At 54.1% G+C, this 15,730-nt stretch carries 11 protein-coding genes; 2 read left to right on the top strand and 9 right to left on the bottom strand.

Going from position 1 to position 15,730, the window contains the following annotated elements; genetic code table 11:
- Positions 1 to 13: 13 nt before the first annotated feature.
- The 3 genes from HV302_RS01600 to glpE all read right to left on the bottom strand — a co-directional run bounded on the left by HV302_RS01600 (position 14) and on the right by glpE (position 2,115).
- A complete protein-coding gene (locus HV302_RS01600; protein WP_003023499.1) occupies positions 14 to 772 on the bottom strand; it encodes a DeoR/GlpR family transcriptional regulator in 759 nt (252 codons plus the stop codon).
- 15 nt (positions 773 to 787) lie between these two features.
- Positions 788 to 1,618 carry a rhomboid family intramembrane serine protease GlpG gene (gene glpG / locus HV302_RS01595; protein ID WP_049040645.1) on the bottom strand — a complete coding sequence of 277 codons (831 nt, stop codon included), beginning with the start codon at positions 1,616 to 1,618 and terminating at the stop codon, positions 788 to 790.
- Positions 1,619 to 1,788: 170 nt separating this feature from the next.
- A complete protein-coding gene (gene glpE, locus HV302_RS01590) occupies positions 1,789 to 2,115 on the bottom strand; it encodes a thiosulfate sulfurtransferase GlpE (RefSeq protein WP_016157651.1) in 327 nt (108 codons plus the stop codon).
- A gap of 198 nt (positions 2,116 to 2,313) precedes the next feature.
- Here glpE and glpD point away from each other — a divergent pair, with 198 nt between their 5' ends.
- Positions 2,314 to 3,822 carry a glycerol-3-phosphate dehydrogenase gene (gene glpD, locus HV302_RS01585; protein ID WP_047415950.1) on the top strand — a complete coding sequence of 503 codons (1,509 nt, stop codon included), beginning with the start codon at positions 2,314 to 2,316 and terminating at the stop codon, positions 3,820 to 3,822.
- Between the two features lie 108 nt (positions 3,823 to 3,930).
- Here glpD and glgP read toward each other — a convergent pair whose 3' ends face one another.
- From glgP to asd, 6 genes are all read right to left on the bottom strand, one after another.
- Positions 3,931 to 6,378: a glycogen phosphorylase gene (glgP, locus tag HV302_RS01580; protein WP_016154813.1), complete on the bottom strand. Its 2,448-nt coding sequence runs from the start codon at positions 6,376 to 6,378 to the stop codon at positions 3,931 to 3,933.
- A gap of 19 nt (positions 6,379 to 6,397) precedes the next feature.
- On the bottom strand, positions 6,398 to 7,831 hold the full coding sequence (gene glgA / locus HV302_RS01575) for a glycogen synthase GlgA (protein WP_016154814.1): 1,434 nt from the start codon (positions 7,829 to 7,831) through the stop codon (positions 6,398 to 6,400).
- The gene (glgC, locus tag HV302_RS01570) at positions 7,831 to 9,126 is read right to left on the bottom strand and encodes a glucose-1-phosphate adenylyltransferase (RefSeq protein ID WP_016154815.1); all 1,296 of its coding nucleotides are present in this window, start codon (positions 9,124 to 9,126) and stop codon (positions 7,831 to 7,833) included. The genes glgA and glgC overlap by 1 nt, the downstream gene beginning before the upstream one ends.
- Before the next feature lie 13 nt (positions 9,127 to 9,139).
- Positions 9,140 to 11,116 carry a glycogen debranching protein GlgX gene (gene glgX / locus HV302_RS01565; RefSeq protein ID WP_019078135.1) on the bottom strand — a complete coding sequence of 659 codons (1,977 nt, stop codon included), beginning with the start codon at positions 11,114 to 11,116 and terminating at the stop codon, positions 9,140 to 9,142.
- On the bottom strand, positions 11,116 to 13,299 hold the full coding sequence (gene glgB, locus HV302_RS01560; protein WP_016154817.1) for a 1,4-alpha-glucan branching enzyme: 2,184 nt from the start codon (positions 13,297 to 13,299) through the stop codon (positions 11,116 to 11,118). Before glgB ends, glgX begins: the two co-directional genes overlap by 1 nt.
- A 364-nt stretch (positions 13,300 to 13,663) precedes the next feature.
- Entirely contained in the window at positions 13,664 to 14,770 is a 1,107-nt protein-coding gene (gene asd, locus HV302_RS01555) for an aspartate-semialdehyde dehydrogenase (RefSeq protein WP_016154818.1), read from the bottom strand.
- A 190-nt stretch (positions 14,771 to 14,960) separates the two neighbouring features.
- Here asd and yhgN point away from each other — a divergent pair, with 190 nt between their 5' ends.
- Positions 14,961 to 15,554, top strand: coding sequence for an NAAT family transporter YhgN (gene yhgN, locus HV302_RS01550; protein WP_003023480.1), 594 nt, complete (start codon positions 14,961 to 14,963; stop codon positions 15,552 to 15,554).
- Positions 15,555 to 15,730 lie beyond the last annotated feature (176 nt).

Below are 15,730 nucleotides of genomic sequence, written 5' to 3'. Positions count from 1 at the left end.
GCCTGGAATTAACTTAGCACAGCTCTAACTGAATATGATGGTCCGCAATAACCTGCATCACGCCAGCTGGCGGCAGCGTGTCGGTATACACCGCATCCACCATGCTGATACTGCCCATATTCACCATCGCGTTACGCCCAAACTTCGAGTGATCCACCACCAGCATCACATGCCGTGAATTCTCAATAATCGCGCGCTTGGTGCGAACTTCGTGATAATCAAACTCCAGCAGGGAGCCATCGCTATCGATACCGCTAATCCCTAAGATGCCGAAGTCCAGGCGGAACTGAGAAATAAAGTCGAGGGTCGCTTCGCCCATAATACCGCCGTCGCGGCTACGTAGTTCGCCACCGGCGAGTATGATGCGGAAATCCTCTTTCGCCATCAGCGTATTCGCCACATTGAGGTTGTTGGTCACAATGCGTAAATTGCTGTGATTGAGCAGCGCGTGAGCCACCGCTTCCGGCGTGGTGCCGATATCAATGAACAACGTAGAACCGTTCGGGATCTGCGTGGCAACTTTGCGGGCAATGCGCTCTTTTTCCGCCGTCTGTGTCGCTTTACGGTCATGCCACGGGGTGTTGACCGAGCTGGAGGGCAGCGCCGCGCCACCGTGATGGCGCAAAATCATGTTCTGATCGGCCAGATCGTTAAGATCGCGGCGAATCGTCTGCGGGCTGACGGAGAAATGCTCCACCAGCTCCTCAGTACTGACGTATCCCTGTTTCTTTACCAGCTCGATGATCGCGTCATGTCGTTGTGTTTGCTTCATTATTGTTCCCTGAAATTACGTTCGTTTTCGTACATTCATAGTATCGGCAAACGCCATTGCCAGACCCACGGCCAGCCCGGCGATATGTGCGCCGTTCGCCATCGACATGCCGAACACATCAAACCAGCCGGCAACAATCCAGATCAAAGCAAAGATAATCAAACCACGCTGCAGGAAAATACCACTTTGTGGATCGCGCTCGCCACGCAACCACACATAACCCATCAGCGCATATACCACGCCAGACAGCCCACCAAACCACGGGCCGCTAAATTTCTGCTGAACGTAGCCGCTTAGCAGGGCGCTGATCACGGTAATTACAATCAGTTTTCCGCTGCCCAGACGCTTTTCTACCGCACCACCGAGATACCACCACCACAGCAGGTTGAACAGAATATGCATCAGCGAGAAGTGCATAAAAGCGTGGGTGAAATAACGCCAGAATTCAAATTTCAGCGAAGGGTCAAACGGCCATGCCAGCCAGAGCATCACGGTCTGGTCGCCCAGCATGTTCATCGCGATAAACACCAGCACACACGCGGCCATCACCACCCAGGTTACCGGGCCTGCGCGTTCGCGCAATGTGGCCAGGAACGGATAACGCTGGTAGCGCAGACCGCTGTCGGTATGACCCGACTGCCAGCTTGCCGCGAGGTAACGCGGATCGCCTGGATTCTCCAGAAATCGCGCCAGCTCAGCATGCACGCGCTCAGCCTGGGACTCATCCGCCAGCCAGACATCCGTTTGCTGATGTTGTTGAATCGTCAGGATAACGCCCTGTGTCGCCATATAATCAACAAATGCCTGCGCCACGCGGGGGTTAGCAAAAGAGGTAATCATCAACATGGTTGCTGTCGCTTATTCCACACAAAAGAGGACAGTATATATACCCTTCTTACTTCGAGCTGCATCTTTGTTGGCTTTCCTCACTCACTCCGGTCACATACTGTTCGTACGCGCCCGGAGATTTGCTGCGTCGCCGTCGCGATGCAACTCGAATTAATTTGGGTATAGTCTTACGAACCGTATGCCACTTCTGCCGGAAAATGTCGATGCCAGGCGTCGAAGCCGCCGTCAACACTGTAAACCGCGTCATAGCCCTGCTGAAGAAGATATTGCGCCGCGCCTTTACTGCTGTTGCCGTGATAACACATTACTAACACGGCGGTGTCGAAATCATGCTCGCGCATAAATGACCCCAGCGTGTCGTTCGTCAGATGAAACGCCTGTGGGGCGTGACCCATCGCATAGCTTTGCGGGTCGCGGATATCCACTAACACCGCGGTCCCCTGGTGCAGCTTCTGATGCGCTTCTTCGACATTAATACATTCAAACTGATCCATTGCTCTCTCTTCTTTATATTGCAGGTGACGCTTTTCAGACATGTTACTTCTTAGTGTACGTCCCGACGGCAGTTAAACGCCATAATGTTATATGTATCACTGTAAATTGTTTATCCGATGTTACCAATGGCGCGATTCTTTGCTATTATGCTCGATAACGAACATTAATGAGCTATAACGAAAGTGCGAGAGGCCAGCATGGAAACCAAAGATCTGATTGTGATAGGTGGAGGCATCAACGGTGCCGGTATCGCGGCAGATGCCGCTGGACGCGGTTTATCCGTGCTGATGCTGGAAGCGCAGGATTTAGCCTGCGCCACCTCTTCCGCTAGCTCCAAACTCATCCACGGTGGCCTGCGCTACCTGGAACACTACGAATTTCGCCTGGTGAGCGAAGCGCTGGCCGAACGTGAGGTGTTGTTGAAAATGGCACCGCATATCGCCTTCCCGATGCGCTTTCGTCTGCCCCATCGCCCGCACCTGCGTCCAGCGTGGATGATCCGCATTGGTCTGTTTATGTACGATCATCTGGGCAAACGCACCAGTTTGCCGAGTTCGACCGGTTTGCGTTTTGGCGCAGATTCCGTAATGAAACCTGAGATTGTGCGCGGTTTCGAATATTCTGACTGCTGGGTAGACGATGCGAGACTGGTTTTGGCAAACGCCCAAATGGTCGTACGCAAAGGCGGAGAGGTGTTAACCCGCACTCGCGCTACCTCCGCTCGCCGTGAAAACGGTTTGTGGATTGTTGAAGCTGAAGATATCGATACCGGTAAAAAGCACACCTGGCAGGCGCGTGGTCTGGTCAATGCCACCGGCCCATGGGTGAAAGAGTTCTTCGACGACGGCATGCATCTGCCATCGCCGTACGGTATTCGTCTGATTAAAGGCAGCCACATCGTAGTGCCGCGCGTCCATACCCAGAAGCAAGCTTATATTCTGCAAAACGAAGATAAACGTATTGTGTTTGTCATCCCATGGATGGACGAATTCTCGATCATCGGGACGACTGACGTCGAATACAAAGGCGATCCGAAAGCGGTAAAAATTGATGAGAGTGAAATCAATTACCTGCTGAAGGTCTACAACGCGCACTTTAAGAAACAGCTGGGCCGTGACGATATCGTCTGGACCTACTCGGGCGTACGTCCGCTGTGCGATGACGAGTCCGACTCGCCGCAGGCTATCACCCGTGATTACACGCTGGATATCCACGATGAAAACGGCAAAGCGCCGCTGCTGTCGGTCTTTGGCGGTAAGCTGACGACCTACCGTAAGCTGGCCGAACACGCGATGGAAAAACTAGCGTCGTACTATCAGGGAATCGGTCCGGCGTGGACAAAAGAGTGCATTCTGCCAGGCGGTGACATCGGCGGCGATCGTGAAGATTACGCGGCCAAACTGCGCCGTCGCTACCCGTTCCTGACCGAGTCGCTGGCGCGCCATTATTCGCGCACCTACGGCAGTAACACCGAATGGATTATCGGGGAAGCCACCTCGCTTGCCGAGTTAGGTGAAGACTTCGGCCATGAGTTCTATGAGGCCGAGCTGAAATATCTGGTCGATCACGAATGGGTGCGCCGTGCGGAAGATGCGCTGTGGCGTCGCACGAAAGAAGGTATGTGGCTGAACGCTGAACAGCAGTCGCGCATGACCCAGTGGCTGGTGGAGTACATTGAGAAACAGCAGCTGTCGCTGGCGTCTTAAGACACTCGATATAAAACTGTAGGCCCGGTAAGCGTCAGCGCTACCGGGCCTTTTGCCGGATGGCGGCTAACGCCTTATCCATCCGGCCTACAGATCGTCCTGCCCTTGTTACAACCGCACCGAGTCGATATGCCAGATGTTTTCGGCGTACTCTTTGATCGTCCTGTCCGACGAGAAGTAGCCCATGTTGGCGATATTAATCATCGACTTGGTGGTCCACTCTTCCGGGTGGCGATACAGTTCGTCAACCTTATCCTGGCAGTCAACGTAGCTGCGATAATCCGCCAGAACCTGATAGTGGTCGCCAAAGTTGATCAGCGAGTCAACCAGGTCACGATAGCGCCCCGGCTCTTCAGGACTGAATACGCCGCTGCCGATCTGCGTCAGCACCTGGTGCAGCTCTTCGTCTTTCTCGTAATACTCACGCGGCTTGTAGCCCTGGCTGCGTAAGGCTTCGACCTCTTCCGCCGTATTACCAAAGATAAAGATATTTTCTGCGCCCACATGCTCCAGCATCTCGACGTTGGCACCGTCCAGCGTCCCAATGGTCAGCGCGCCGTTGAGGGCAAACTTCATATTACTGGTACCAGAGGCTTCGGTCCCGGCCAGCGAAATCTGCTCAGACAGGTCGGCAGCAGGAATAATCACTTGCGCCAGGCTGACGCTGTAGTTAGGAATAAACACCACTTTCAGCTTGTCACCAATTTGCGGATCGTTGTTGATCACTTTCGCGACGTCGTTGATCAGGTGAATGATGTGCTTCGCCATGTAATAGGCCGAAGCCGCTTTACCGGCGAAGATATTCACGCGCGGCACCCACTCGGCATCAGGATCGGCCTTAATGCGGTTGTAGCGGGTGATCACATGCAGCACGTTCATCAACTGGCGTTTGTACTCGTGAATACGCTTGATCTGCACATCAAACAGCGATTTCGGGTTCACCACCACGTTAAGCTGCTGGGCAATGAGCGTTGCCAGACGCTTTTTATTCTCCAGCTTCGCACGGCGCACCGCCTGATTTACCAGCGGGTAATCGCAGTGCTGTTCAAGCTCGCTTAGCTGGCTGAGATCGGTTCGCCAGGTGCGGCCAATGTTCTCATCCAGCACCTCAGAGAGCGATGGGTTAGCCAGTGCCAGCCAGCGGCGTGGCGTCACGCCATTGGTGACGTTACAGAAGCGAGTCGGGAAAATCTTCGCAAAGTCAGCAAACAGCGACTGCACCATCAGGTTGGAGTGCAGCTCAGAAACGCCGTTAACCTTGTGGCTCACCACCACTGCGAGCCATGCCATACGCACCCGGCGGCCATTGGATTCATCGATAATCGACGTCCGTCCCAGCAGACTGGTATCGTTCGGATACTGTTCCTGCAACGTCTTCAGGAAGTAGTCGTTAATCTCAAAGATGATTTGCAGATGGCGCGGCAGAATTTTGCCCAGCATATCGACAGGCCAGGTCTCCAGCGCTTCGCTCATCAAGGTGTGGTTGGTATACGAGAAGACCTGGCAGCAGACCTCAAACGCATTATCCCAACTGAATTTGTGCTCATCGATCAGCAGACGCATCAGCTCAGGAATCGACAGTACCGGATGGGTGTCGTTGAGGTGAATGGCGATCTTATCCGCCAGGTTGTCGTAGGTTTTGTGCAGCTGATAATGACGGTTCAGAATGTCCTGCACCGTGGAGGAGACCAGGAAATACTCCTGGCGCAAACGCAGCTCGCGTCCGGAATAGGTGGAGTCATCCGGATACAGCACGCGGGAGACGTTCTCGGAGTGGTTTTTATCTTCCACCGCCGCAAAGTAGTCGCCCTGGTTAAATTTACCGAGGTTGATTTCGCTACTGGCCTGGGCATTCCACAAGCGCAGCGTATTGGTGGCGTCTGTGTCATAACCGGGAATAATTTGGTCGTAGGCTACCGCGAGGATCTCTTCAGTTTCTATCCAGCGCGTTTTCTTGCCTTCCTGCTGAATACGCCCGCCAAAGCGCACTTTGTAGCGCGTATTGTGGCGTTTGAATTCCCACGGGTTACCGTATTCCAGCCAGTAGTCCGGTGACTCTTTCTGTCGGCCATCAACAATGTTCTGTTTGAACATGCCGTAGTCATAACGAATACCGTAGCCGCGTCCCGGCAGACCCAACGTTGCCAGTGAGTCCAGGAAGCAGGCCGCCAGGCGCCCGAGGCCACCGTTGCCAAGACCAGGGTCGTTTTCTTCATCGATCAGATCTTCAAGATCCAACCCCATACCTTCCAGCGCATTTTTGACATCGTCATAAATACCCAACGATAACAGTGCATTGGAAAGTGTGCGGCCAATCAGAAACTCCATTGACAGATAATAAACCTGTCGAGTTTCCTGGGATAATTGCGCACGGTTAGAACGCAGCCAGCGCTCCACGAGACGATCGCGCACCGCGAACAACGTGGCGTTCAGCCACTCATGTTTATTGGCAATAACCGGGTCTTTACCAATCGTGAACATCAGCTTGTAGGCGATAGAATGCTTAAGTGCCTCTACGCTGAGTGTGGGCGATGCATAAGTAAATGGAGCATTCATATAGGTGATTCCTGGATATCTATTTCAAACGATAGTAAAGCTCACGGTATGACTTCGCCGCGACTTGCCAGCTAAAATCCATGGTCATGGCCTGACGTTGTACAAACCGCCACAGCGAAGGCCGGGACCACAATACGAAAGCACGCCGAATCGCGCGTAGCAGCGACCAGGCATTACTATCTTCAAATACAAACCCACTGGCGATACCATCCGCCAGGTTTTCCAGCGAACTGTCAGAGACCGTATCAGCCAGCCCACCGGTGCGCCGCACCAGCGGCAGCGTGCCGTACTTCAGTCCATACAACTGCGTTAAGCCACACGGCTCAAAACGGCTGGGAACCAATATAACGTCGGCCCCACCCATGATGCGGTGCGAGAAGGCTTCGTGATAGCCAATCTGTACGCCCACCTGTCCAGGATGTTCCGCCGCCGCGGCGAGGAAACCTTCCTGTAAAACCGGATCGCCCGCACCAAGCAATGCCAGCTGTCCACCCTGCTCTAACAACCCCGGTAGCGCTTCCAGCACCAGATCCAGCCCTTTCTGACTGGTCAGGCGGCTGACTACGGCAAATAGCGGCACTTTGTCGTTAACCTTAAGTCCCATCGCGATCTGTAGCTGACGCTTGTTCTCCGCCTTCTCTTCCAGCGTTTCACGCGTATACCGCGACGCCAGCAGTAGATCGGTTTCCGGGCTCCAGATTTTTTCATCAACGCCGTTCAGCACACCGGAAAGACGTCCTTCACGATGACGCTGCTGCAACAGACCTTCCATGCCGTAGGCAAACTGCGGCTCGGTAATTTCCCGCGCGTAGGTCGGACTGACCGCCGTAATGTGGTCGGCGTAGTACAACCCGGCCTTCAGGAAAGAAATCTGCCCGTTAAACTCCAGTCCGTGCACGTTAAAGAACGACCATGGCAATTGGATGTCATCCATATGCTTTGCATAAAACATGCCTTGATACGCCAGGTTGTGCACAGTGAACACCGATTTCGCCGGATGGCCGCGCGCCGCCAGATACGCCGGGGCCAGACCGGCATGCCAGTCGTGCGCATGCACCACATCCGGGCGCCAGAATGGGTCAAAGCCACAGGCCATTTCACTGCCGACCCAACCCAGCAGCGCAAAACGCAGCACGTTATCGGTATATGCAAACAGGTTAGTGTCGTGATACGGGCTACCGGGACGGTCATAGAGATGCGGCGCGTCAATCAGGTAAATGCCCACACCGTTGAAATGCCCGAACAACAGCGTAATACGTCCGGCGAAGGTATCGCGACGCGTCACTACCTGCGCATCGGGAATGCCGCGACGGATATCAGGAAACGCCGGGAGCAGCACGCGGGCATCCACACCGTCCGCGATTTGCGCTGCGGGTAACGCCCCAATAACATCCGCCAGTCCCCCGGTTTTTAACAAAGGGAACATCTCTGAACAAACGTGTAAAACCTGCATTATCGCTCCTGTTTGATCTGCAGTTTGCGCAGCATTTCACGCGTGACCAGTACAATACCTTCCTCTGAACGGTAGAAACGACGTGCATCTTCTTCCGCGTTTTCACCAATCACCATGCCTTCAGGAATAACGCAGGCGCGGTCGATAATGCAACGACGTAAGCGGCACGAACGTCCCACCCACACTTCAGGTAACAACACTGCCGAATCAATGTTACAGAATGAATTCACCCGCACTCGCGGGAACAGAACGGACTGCACTACCACCGAACCAGAAATAATACAGCCGCCGGAAACCAGCGAGTTCAGCGTCATTCCGTGGCTACCGGAACGGTCCTGAACAAATTTCGCCGGCGGCAGTGATTCCATATGCGTACGGATTGGCCAGTCCTGGTCGTACATATCCAGTTCAGGCGTCACCGAAGCCAGATCGAGGTTTGCTTTCCAGTAGGCTTCCAGCGTTCCCACATCGCGCCAGTACGGCTCGGATTCCGGGTCAGACTGTACGCAGGACAATGGGAATGGATGAGCATATGCCATGCCAGCTTCGGTGATTTTCGGGATGATGTCTTTGCCAAAATCGTGACTGGATTTTTCATCGAGGTCATCTTCCGCCAGCAGTTCATACAGATAATCGGCGTCGAAGATGTAGATCCCCATACTGGCAAGCGATTTGGTCGGATCATTAGGCATCGCTGGCGGGTTGGCGGGTTTTTCAACGAACTCGATAATTTTATCGGTGTCGTCCACGTCCATTACGCCAAACGCGCTGGCCTCTTCAATAGGCACTGGCATACAGGCCACTGTGCAACGCGCGCCTTTCTCAACGTGGTCGATCAGCATGCGTGAGTAGTCCTGCTTATAAATATGATCGCCCGCGAGGATCACCACATATTCCGCTTTATAGCGTCGAATGATGTCCAGGTTTTGGGTCACCGCATCCGCCGTGCCGCGATACCAGTTTTCACCCTGCATCCTCTGCTGGGCAGGCAGCAGATCGACGAACTCGTTCATCTCTTCACTAAAGAACGACCAGCCGCGCTGAATATGCTGCACCAGCGTGTGTGACTGGTACTGAGTGATCACGCCGATACGGCGGATCCCGGAATTAAGACAGTTGGATAAGGCAAAATCGATAATGCGGAACTTACCGCCAAAGTGCACGGCAGGCTTGGCACGCTTATTGGTTAAATCTTTCAGGCGAGTACCGCGGCCACCGGCCAGGATCAGGGCAACAGATTTTAATGGCAGCTGGCGCGCCAACATTACACGATCGTTCTTCTCTAAACTTACCATGACTAACTCCTTTTTATCTTCTCTGGAACACACACAGTCCGTGCGCAGGTCCCTGCCAGACCGCCGTAAGCACCGGATTATCCTCTCCGGCAAATGGGGGAATGGCGTGCCATTCCCCTTCAGGTAAAACGATATCTGTCACCTCAAGCGTGGCGTTTATTGCAATCAGGAAACGATCTGAAAGCAGGATTTGCATCTGCCTCGGGCCGTTATGCCACTCATCCGCACTTAAGGGTTGTGCGTACTTATTCAGCCAACGAACATTGCCATCGCCCTCTTCCCACCAGCAATCGCCTGTTAATGCAGGTATTTGCCGACGCAGATGAATCAACGCGGCGGTAAATGTGGTTAGCCCACTGTTTGCCTGCTGCCAGTCCAGCCAGGTTAAGGCGTTATCCTGGCAGTAAGCGTTATTATTACCGTGCTGGCTATGCCCATGCTCATCACCCGCCAGCAGCATCGGCGTTCCCTGGGAGAGCAACAGCGTGGTTAACAGCGCATGAATGCTGTCGCGCCGCCGCTCAATCAGGTCCAGCGAGCCGCCTAATCCTTCTTTACCATGATTGTCACTGTAGTTATTGCTAGTGCCGTCGCGATTTTCCTCACCATTCGCTTCATTGTGCTTATTTGTGAAGCAAACGCAGTCGCGTAGCGTAAAACCGTCATGCGCGGTCACCAGATTGACCGTGGCGCTGGGATTGCGGCCCGGGCGTTTAAACACGTCGCTGGATGCAGCAAAACGTCCGGCAAACTCGCCCAACGAAAGATTACGCTGGAGCCAAAAACGTCGCGTTGCATCGCGGAAATGGTCATTCCACTCGGCAAACGGCGGGGGGAAATTCCCCACCTGATACCCGCCTTCACCAATATCCCACGGTTCCGCAATCAGCTTGGCGCGTGAGAGCAGCGGACAGTTTTGGATCGCGGTAAACAGCGGAGCATCCTGACGAAACTCAGGCGTACGCCCCATGACGGAAGCCAAATCAAAACGAAAACCATCCACATGGCAGGTTTCAACCCAGTAGCGCAGGCACTCGCATGCGTATTCCACAACGCCAGGATGGCTCAGATTGATGGTGTTCCCACAACCGGTCCAGTTGTAGTAATCGCCATCATCTCTGATCCAATAATAGCTACGGTTATCAATTCCGCGCAGCGAGAAGACAGGTCCTTCGAGATCCAGCTCGGCGCTGTGGTTTAAAACGATGTCGAGAATGACCTCAATACCCGCTTTGTGCAGCGCTTTTACCGCGTCGCGAAACTCATCAAGCGCACTCTCCGGCGAGCTGGCATAGGCCGGATGCAGCGCGTACATCGCCACCGGGTTGTAGCCCCAGTAGTTTGACAGGCCCAGCCGCTGAAGCCGCGGTTCGCTGGCGAAATGCGCCACCGGTAACAGCTCCAGCGCGGTAATGCCGAGGCGCTTGAAATAGTCGATCATCACCGGATGACCCAGCGCTTTGTAGGTCCCGCGAATTTCTTCCGGCAGGTCAGGATGCAAATACGTCAGCCCTTTGACATGCGCTTCGTAAATTACGGTATTGCCCCACGGCGTGCGCGGCGGGGCATCATCCTCCCAGTCATAATGGTCGGACACCACCACGCCCTTCAGCGCGATGGCGGCATTATCATGATGATCCGGTTCATTCAGCCCACCGTGCAGCAGTGGGTTATCTTTTAACTCGCCATCCACCCGACGCGCGCAAGGGTCAAGCAGCAGTTTCGCCGGATTAAACCGGTGGCCCTGCTGCGGTTGCCACGGACCATGTACGCGATAGCCATAGCGTAGACCGGGACGGGCGTTGGCCAGATAGCCGTGCCAGACATCGCCGCTACGCCCCGGCAGGTCGTAGCGGAGTTCGCAGCCTTGCTCATCGAATACGCATAATTCAACGCGTTCAGCGTGGGCCGAAAAGAGGGTGAAATTGACGCCATGGCCGTCATACGTTGCACCATGGGGGGTGGCGTTGCCGGTTGCCAGTTGCGTCATTATCCCTCCCGCACCAGCCAGATCGTTGCCAGCGGTGGCAACGTCAGACTCAGTGAGTGCTGACGACCATGACTGGCGATTTCATCGCTGTGTACCGCGCCGCCGTTACCGGTATTGCTACCGTGATAATGCATCGAGTCGGTATTGAGGATCTCGCGCCATTTGCCCGGCTGATTGATACCGAAGCGATAGCCGTGGCGAGGCACTGGCGTAAAGTTGCTGATAACGATGATTTCATTACCGACTTTGTCACGACGAACGAAAGCCAGCACCGAACGTTCTTTGTCATCTACCACCAGCCACTCGAAGCCATAGGCATCAAAATCAAGCTCGTGCAGCGCTTTGTGATGACGATAGGTAAGGTTCAGATCGCGCACCAAACGTTGTACGCCGTGGTGCCAGTTATCGCCGCCTTCCAGCAGATGCCAGTCGAGGCTGGCGTCATGGTTCCACTCACGCCCCTGAGCAAACTCGTTGCCCATAAACAGCAGTTTCTTGCCCGGGAAGGCCCACATCCAGCCGTAGTAGGCGCGCAGGTTGGCAAACTTCTGCCATGCGTCCCCCGGCATGCGATCGAGAATTGATTTTTTACCGTGTACCACTTCATCGTGCGACAGCGGCAGGACAAAGTTTTCGGTGTAGTTGTACAGCATGCCGAAGGTCAGCTTATCGTGATGGAACTGACGATGAACCGGATCCAACTTCATGTAGTCCAGCGTGTCGTGCATCCAGCCGAGGTTCCACTTATACCAGAACCCTAAACCGCCCATATCCTGTGGCCTTGAAACGCCGGCAAAGTCGGTGGACTCTTCCGCCATGCTCACGGCCCCCGGCACCTGCTCGCCAAGAATACGGTTGGTATTGCGTAAAAACTCAATGGCTTCGAGGTTTTCACGACCGCCAAATTCGTTCGGGACCCACTCCCCTTCTTTACGGCTGTAGTCGCGATAAATCATCGACGCCACGGCATCTACGCGCAGCGCATCGATACCAAAACGTTCAATCCAGTACAGGGCATTGCCCACCAGATAGTTACTGACTTCACGGCGACCGTAGTTGTAGATCAGCGTGTTCCAGTCCTGGTGATACCCTTCGCGCGGGTCGCTATGCTCATACAGATTGGTGCCATCAAACTCTGCCAGACCAAAGTCGTCCGACGGGAAATGGCCCGGCACCCAGTCGAGAATGACGTTCAGTCCGGCCTGATGCGCGGCATTCACAAAATAGCGGAAATCATCACGCGTCCCGAAACGACGGGTCGGCGCATACATACCGGTAGGTTGGTAGCCCCAGCTACCGTCGAACGGATGCTCATTAATCGGCAACAGTTCGAGATGGGTAAAGCCCATCCACTTGACGTAAGGCACCAGTTGATCCGCCAGTTCGCGGTAGCTCAGCCAGAAGTTGTTATCGGTATGACGACGCCATGAGCCCAAGTGCACTTCATAGATAGAGATCGGCGCATCAAACTGGTTGGCTTTTTTTCGCTCCTCGCTTTGCACCACTTTTTCCGGCAGACCGCAGATAAGCGACGCGGTTTCCGGGCGCATTTGCGCTTCGAAGGCGTAAGGGTCCGCTTTGATTCGCAGCTTACCGTTCGCATCGATCATCTCGTATTTATACAGTTGACCATGCTGCGCGCCGGGGATAAACAGCTCCCAGATACCGCTTTCTTTACGCAGGCGCATCGGGTGGCGACGGCCATCCCAATAGTTGAACTGCCCAACCACTGACACGCGTTGAGCGTTAGGCGCCCAGACGGAGAAGCGCGTACCGGTTACGCCATCCATGGTATCCGCATGCGCGCCCAGCGTTTCGTAAGGTCGCAGGTGCGTACCTTCAGATAACAGCCAGGCATCCATATCCTGGATCAGCGGGCCAAAACGATAAGGGTCATCAATCAGATTCTCCTGTCCATGCCAGACAACAGCTAACTGATAGCGAAAGAAATTTTTACGGCGGGGAAGTACAGCACAGAAAAAACCGCGAGAGTCGAGGCAGTCCAGCTTGCCGACTTTGCGTCCGGTTTTGGGTTCGATCACCCACACTTCGGTGGCGTCAGGTAATAGGGCGCGGACTTCAAGTCCAGCGTCAGTTTGGTGCATACCGAGTACGGAAAAAGGATCCGCAAAATGGCCTGCAATTAGCGCATTAATCACGTCTCTATCGATACGAACGGACATGGTTGTCATCCTGTTTTATGGTGTCACGCCTTCCAACTGATCTTCGACATCAGGTAGTGACACTTTTTTTGACCTGAACGGCGCAGCACAATTGTGCATCCTCTCTGCGTCGTCCCACCTTCAGGCAACAACTTAATACCTCCGGTACTAAGTCACCCTTAAAGAATAGCCAATGCTTTATCTTACTCCTGGTAAAAAATGAAACATCTGCGCTTACTCCTGTATTACGCAAAAAAATGGGTGACTCAGCACCCATTGTTAAAACACGCAATCACTCTGCCGAAGAGCCGTATTGACTGATCCGGCCAGGTGGTTCGCGTCGTTTGTAGGCCTGATAAACGTGGCGTCATCAGGCCGTCCCACATTACGCCAACTGACGCAGCATACGGCGCAATGGCTCTGCAGCACCCCACAGCAACTGGTCGCCCACGGTAAAGGCTGACAGGAACTCCGGTCCCATATTCAGCTTACGCAGACGGCCTACTGGCGTGGTCAGCGTGCCGGTAACGGCCGCCGGGGTTAACTCACGCATGGTGATATCCCGATCGTTTGGCACGACTTTGGCCCACGGATTGTGCGCTGCCAGCAGTTCTTCCACGGTCGGAATAGACACATCTTTTTTCAGTTTAATGGTGAACGCCTGGCTGTGGCAGCGCAGCGCACCGACGCGCACGCACAGACCATCAACCGGGATCACGGAAGAGGTGTTAAGAATTTTGTTGGTTTCAGCCTGTCCCTTCCACTCTTCGCGGCTCTGACCGTTATCAAGTTGTTTGTCGATCCACGGAATCAGGCTACCGGCCAACGGTACGCCAAAGTTATCAACCGGCAGTTCACCGCTGCGGGACAGGGTCGTCACTTTACGTTCGATATCGAGAATAGCAGAGGAAGGGGTTGCCAGTTCATCGGCCACATGGCCATACAGATGACCCATCTGGGACAGCAGTTCGCGCATATGGCGCGCGCCGCCGCCGGAGGCCGCCTGATAGGTCGCCACGGAAACCCAGTCAACCAGGTCATTGGCAAACAGGCCACCGAGGGACATCAGCATCAGGCTAACGGTACAGTTACCGCCGACAAAGGTCTTAATACCTTTGTTCAGGCCGTCAGTGATGACATCCTGGTTAACCGGATCGAGAATGATGATGGCATCGTCTTTCATACGCAGCGAAGAGGCCGCGTCAATCCAGTAACCCTGCCAACCGCTTTCACGAAGCTTTGGATAGATTTCGTTGGTATAATCGCCGCCCTGACAGGTCACGATGATATCGAGCGCCTTCAGCGCATCCAGATCAAAAGCGTCCTGAAGCGTGCCGGTCGTGGTTCCACCGAATGTCGGTGCCGCCTGCCCGAGCTGGGAAGTAGAAAAGAAAACAGGGCGAATGGCGTCGAAGTCACGCTCCTCAACCATGCGTTGCATGAGAACAGAGCCGACCATACCGCGCCAGCCGATAAAACCAACATTTTTCATAGCGTTTTTTCCTGCAGAGATGTGTGCTGTGTATGCTAACCAGTATCCTACTGGCCTATCCTTCACCATACAAAAAGCAGCCAAAGTCGCAAGTGAAATTAATCAATGATAGCGAAGCCATCAGTAATGCGACTTATCCCGCTGCGCAAGCAAGCAGAAAGTCCGCGGTAATAGTAAGGGAATTTGAGTTATGAATGAAATTATTTCAGCGGCAGTTTTATTGATCCTTATTATGGACCCGCTCGGAAATCTGCCCATTTTCATGTCCGTATTGAAACATACCGAACCCAAACGCCGCCGCGCGATTATGATTCGCGAGCTGTTTATTGCGCTGTTGGTGATGCTGATATTCCTGTTTGCTGGCGAGAAAATACTGGCATTTTTGAACCTGCGCGCGGAAACCGTTTCGATCTCCGGGGGCATCATTTTGTTCCTGATCGCCATTAAGATGATTTTCCCCAGCGCCACCGGGAATAGCACCGGGCTTCCGGCAGGCGAAGAGCCGTTTATCGTGCCGCTGGCGATCCCGCTGGTAGCGGGTCCAACAATCCTGGCTTCATTAATGCTGTTATCACATCAGTATCCGAACCAGATGGGGCATCTGGTAATTGCTCTGCTGATCGCCTGGGGTGGTACTTTTGTGATTTTGCTGCAGTCGTCGCTGTTTTTACGCCTGCTGGGTGAGAAAGGGGTTAACGCACTGGAGCGCCTGATGGGGCTGATTCTGGTGATGATGGCTACCCAGATGTTCCTCGACGGCGTACGGATGTGGATGAAGGGGTAATCTCCCCTTTTTGGCTCAGATAGCATGTTACCCGGAGAACAGTTCCGTTCACGTCATGCTCATTGCTTCTCTGAGATCTCGTCACCAGTGAACGTGTTAAGGGGGCTACGCAGCCCTCTTAACAATCCAGGCTCTCCGGCATGAAAATCGCCGCGTCGCGGTTCCCTCGCCTTATT

It is taken from the genome of Citrobacter sp. RHBSTW-00859, from assembly GCF_013729795.1.
Lineage (GTDB): Bacteria > Pseudomonadota > Gammaproteobacteria > Enterobacterales > Enterobacteriaceae > Citrobacter > Citrobacter braakii.
Note: the sequence above shows the minus strand (reverse complement) of the source record. Positions and strands in the feature narration are given on the sequence as shown.

What these genes read in the sequence shown, in the direction of transcription:
- asd (WP_016154818.1), bottom strand. Translation starts at nt 14,770, where the DNA reads ATGAAAAATGTTGGTTTTATCGGCTGGCGCGGTATGGTCGGCTCTGTT.
- glgA (WP_016154814.1), bottom strand. Translation starts at nt 7,831, where the DNA reads ATGCAGGTTTTACACGTTTGTTCAGAGATGTTCCCTTTGTTAAAAACC.
- glgX (WP_019078135.1), bottom strand. Translation starts at nt 11,116, where the DNA reads ATGACGCAACTGGCAACCGGCAACGCCACCCCCCATGGTGCAACGTAT.
- glgP (WP_016154813.1), bottom strand. Translation starts at nt 6,378, where the DNA reads ATGAATGCTCCATTTACTTATGCATCGCCCACACTCAGCGTAGAGGCA.
- HV302_RS01600 (WP_003023499.1), bottom strand. Translation starts at nt 772, where the DNA reads ATGAAGCAAACACAACGACATGACGCGATCATCGAGCTGGTAAAGAAA.
- glpG (WP_049040645.1), bottom strand. Translation starts at nt 1,618, where the DNA reads ATGTTGATGATTACCTCTTTTGCTAACCCCCGCGTGGCGCAGGCATTT.
- glgC (WP_016154815.1), bottom strand. Translation starts at nt 9,126, where the DNA reads ATGGTAAGTTTAGAGAAGAACGATCGTGTAATGTTGGCGCGCCAGCTG.
- glgB (WP_016154817.1), bottom strand. Translation starts at nt 13,299, where the DNA reads ATGTCCGTTCGTATCGATAGAGACGTGATTAATGCGCTAATTGCAGGC.
- yhgN (WP_003023480.1), top strand. Translation starts at nt 14,961, where the DNA reads ATGAATGAAATTATTTCAGCGGCAGTTTTATTGATCCTTATTATGGAC.
- glpE (WP_016157651.1), bottom strand. Translation starts at nt 2,115, where the DNA reads ATGGATCAGTTTGAATGTATTAATGTCGAAGAAGCGCATCAGAAGCTG.
- glpD (WP_047415950.1), top strand. Translation starts at nt 2,314, where the DNA reads ATGGAAACCAAAGATCTGATTGTGATAGGTGGAGGCATCAACGGTGCC.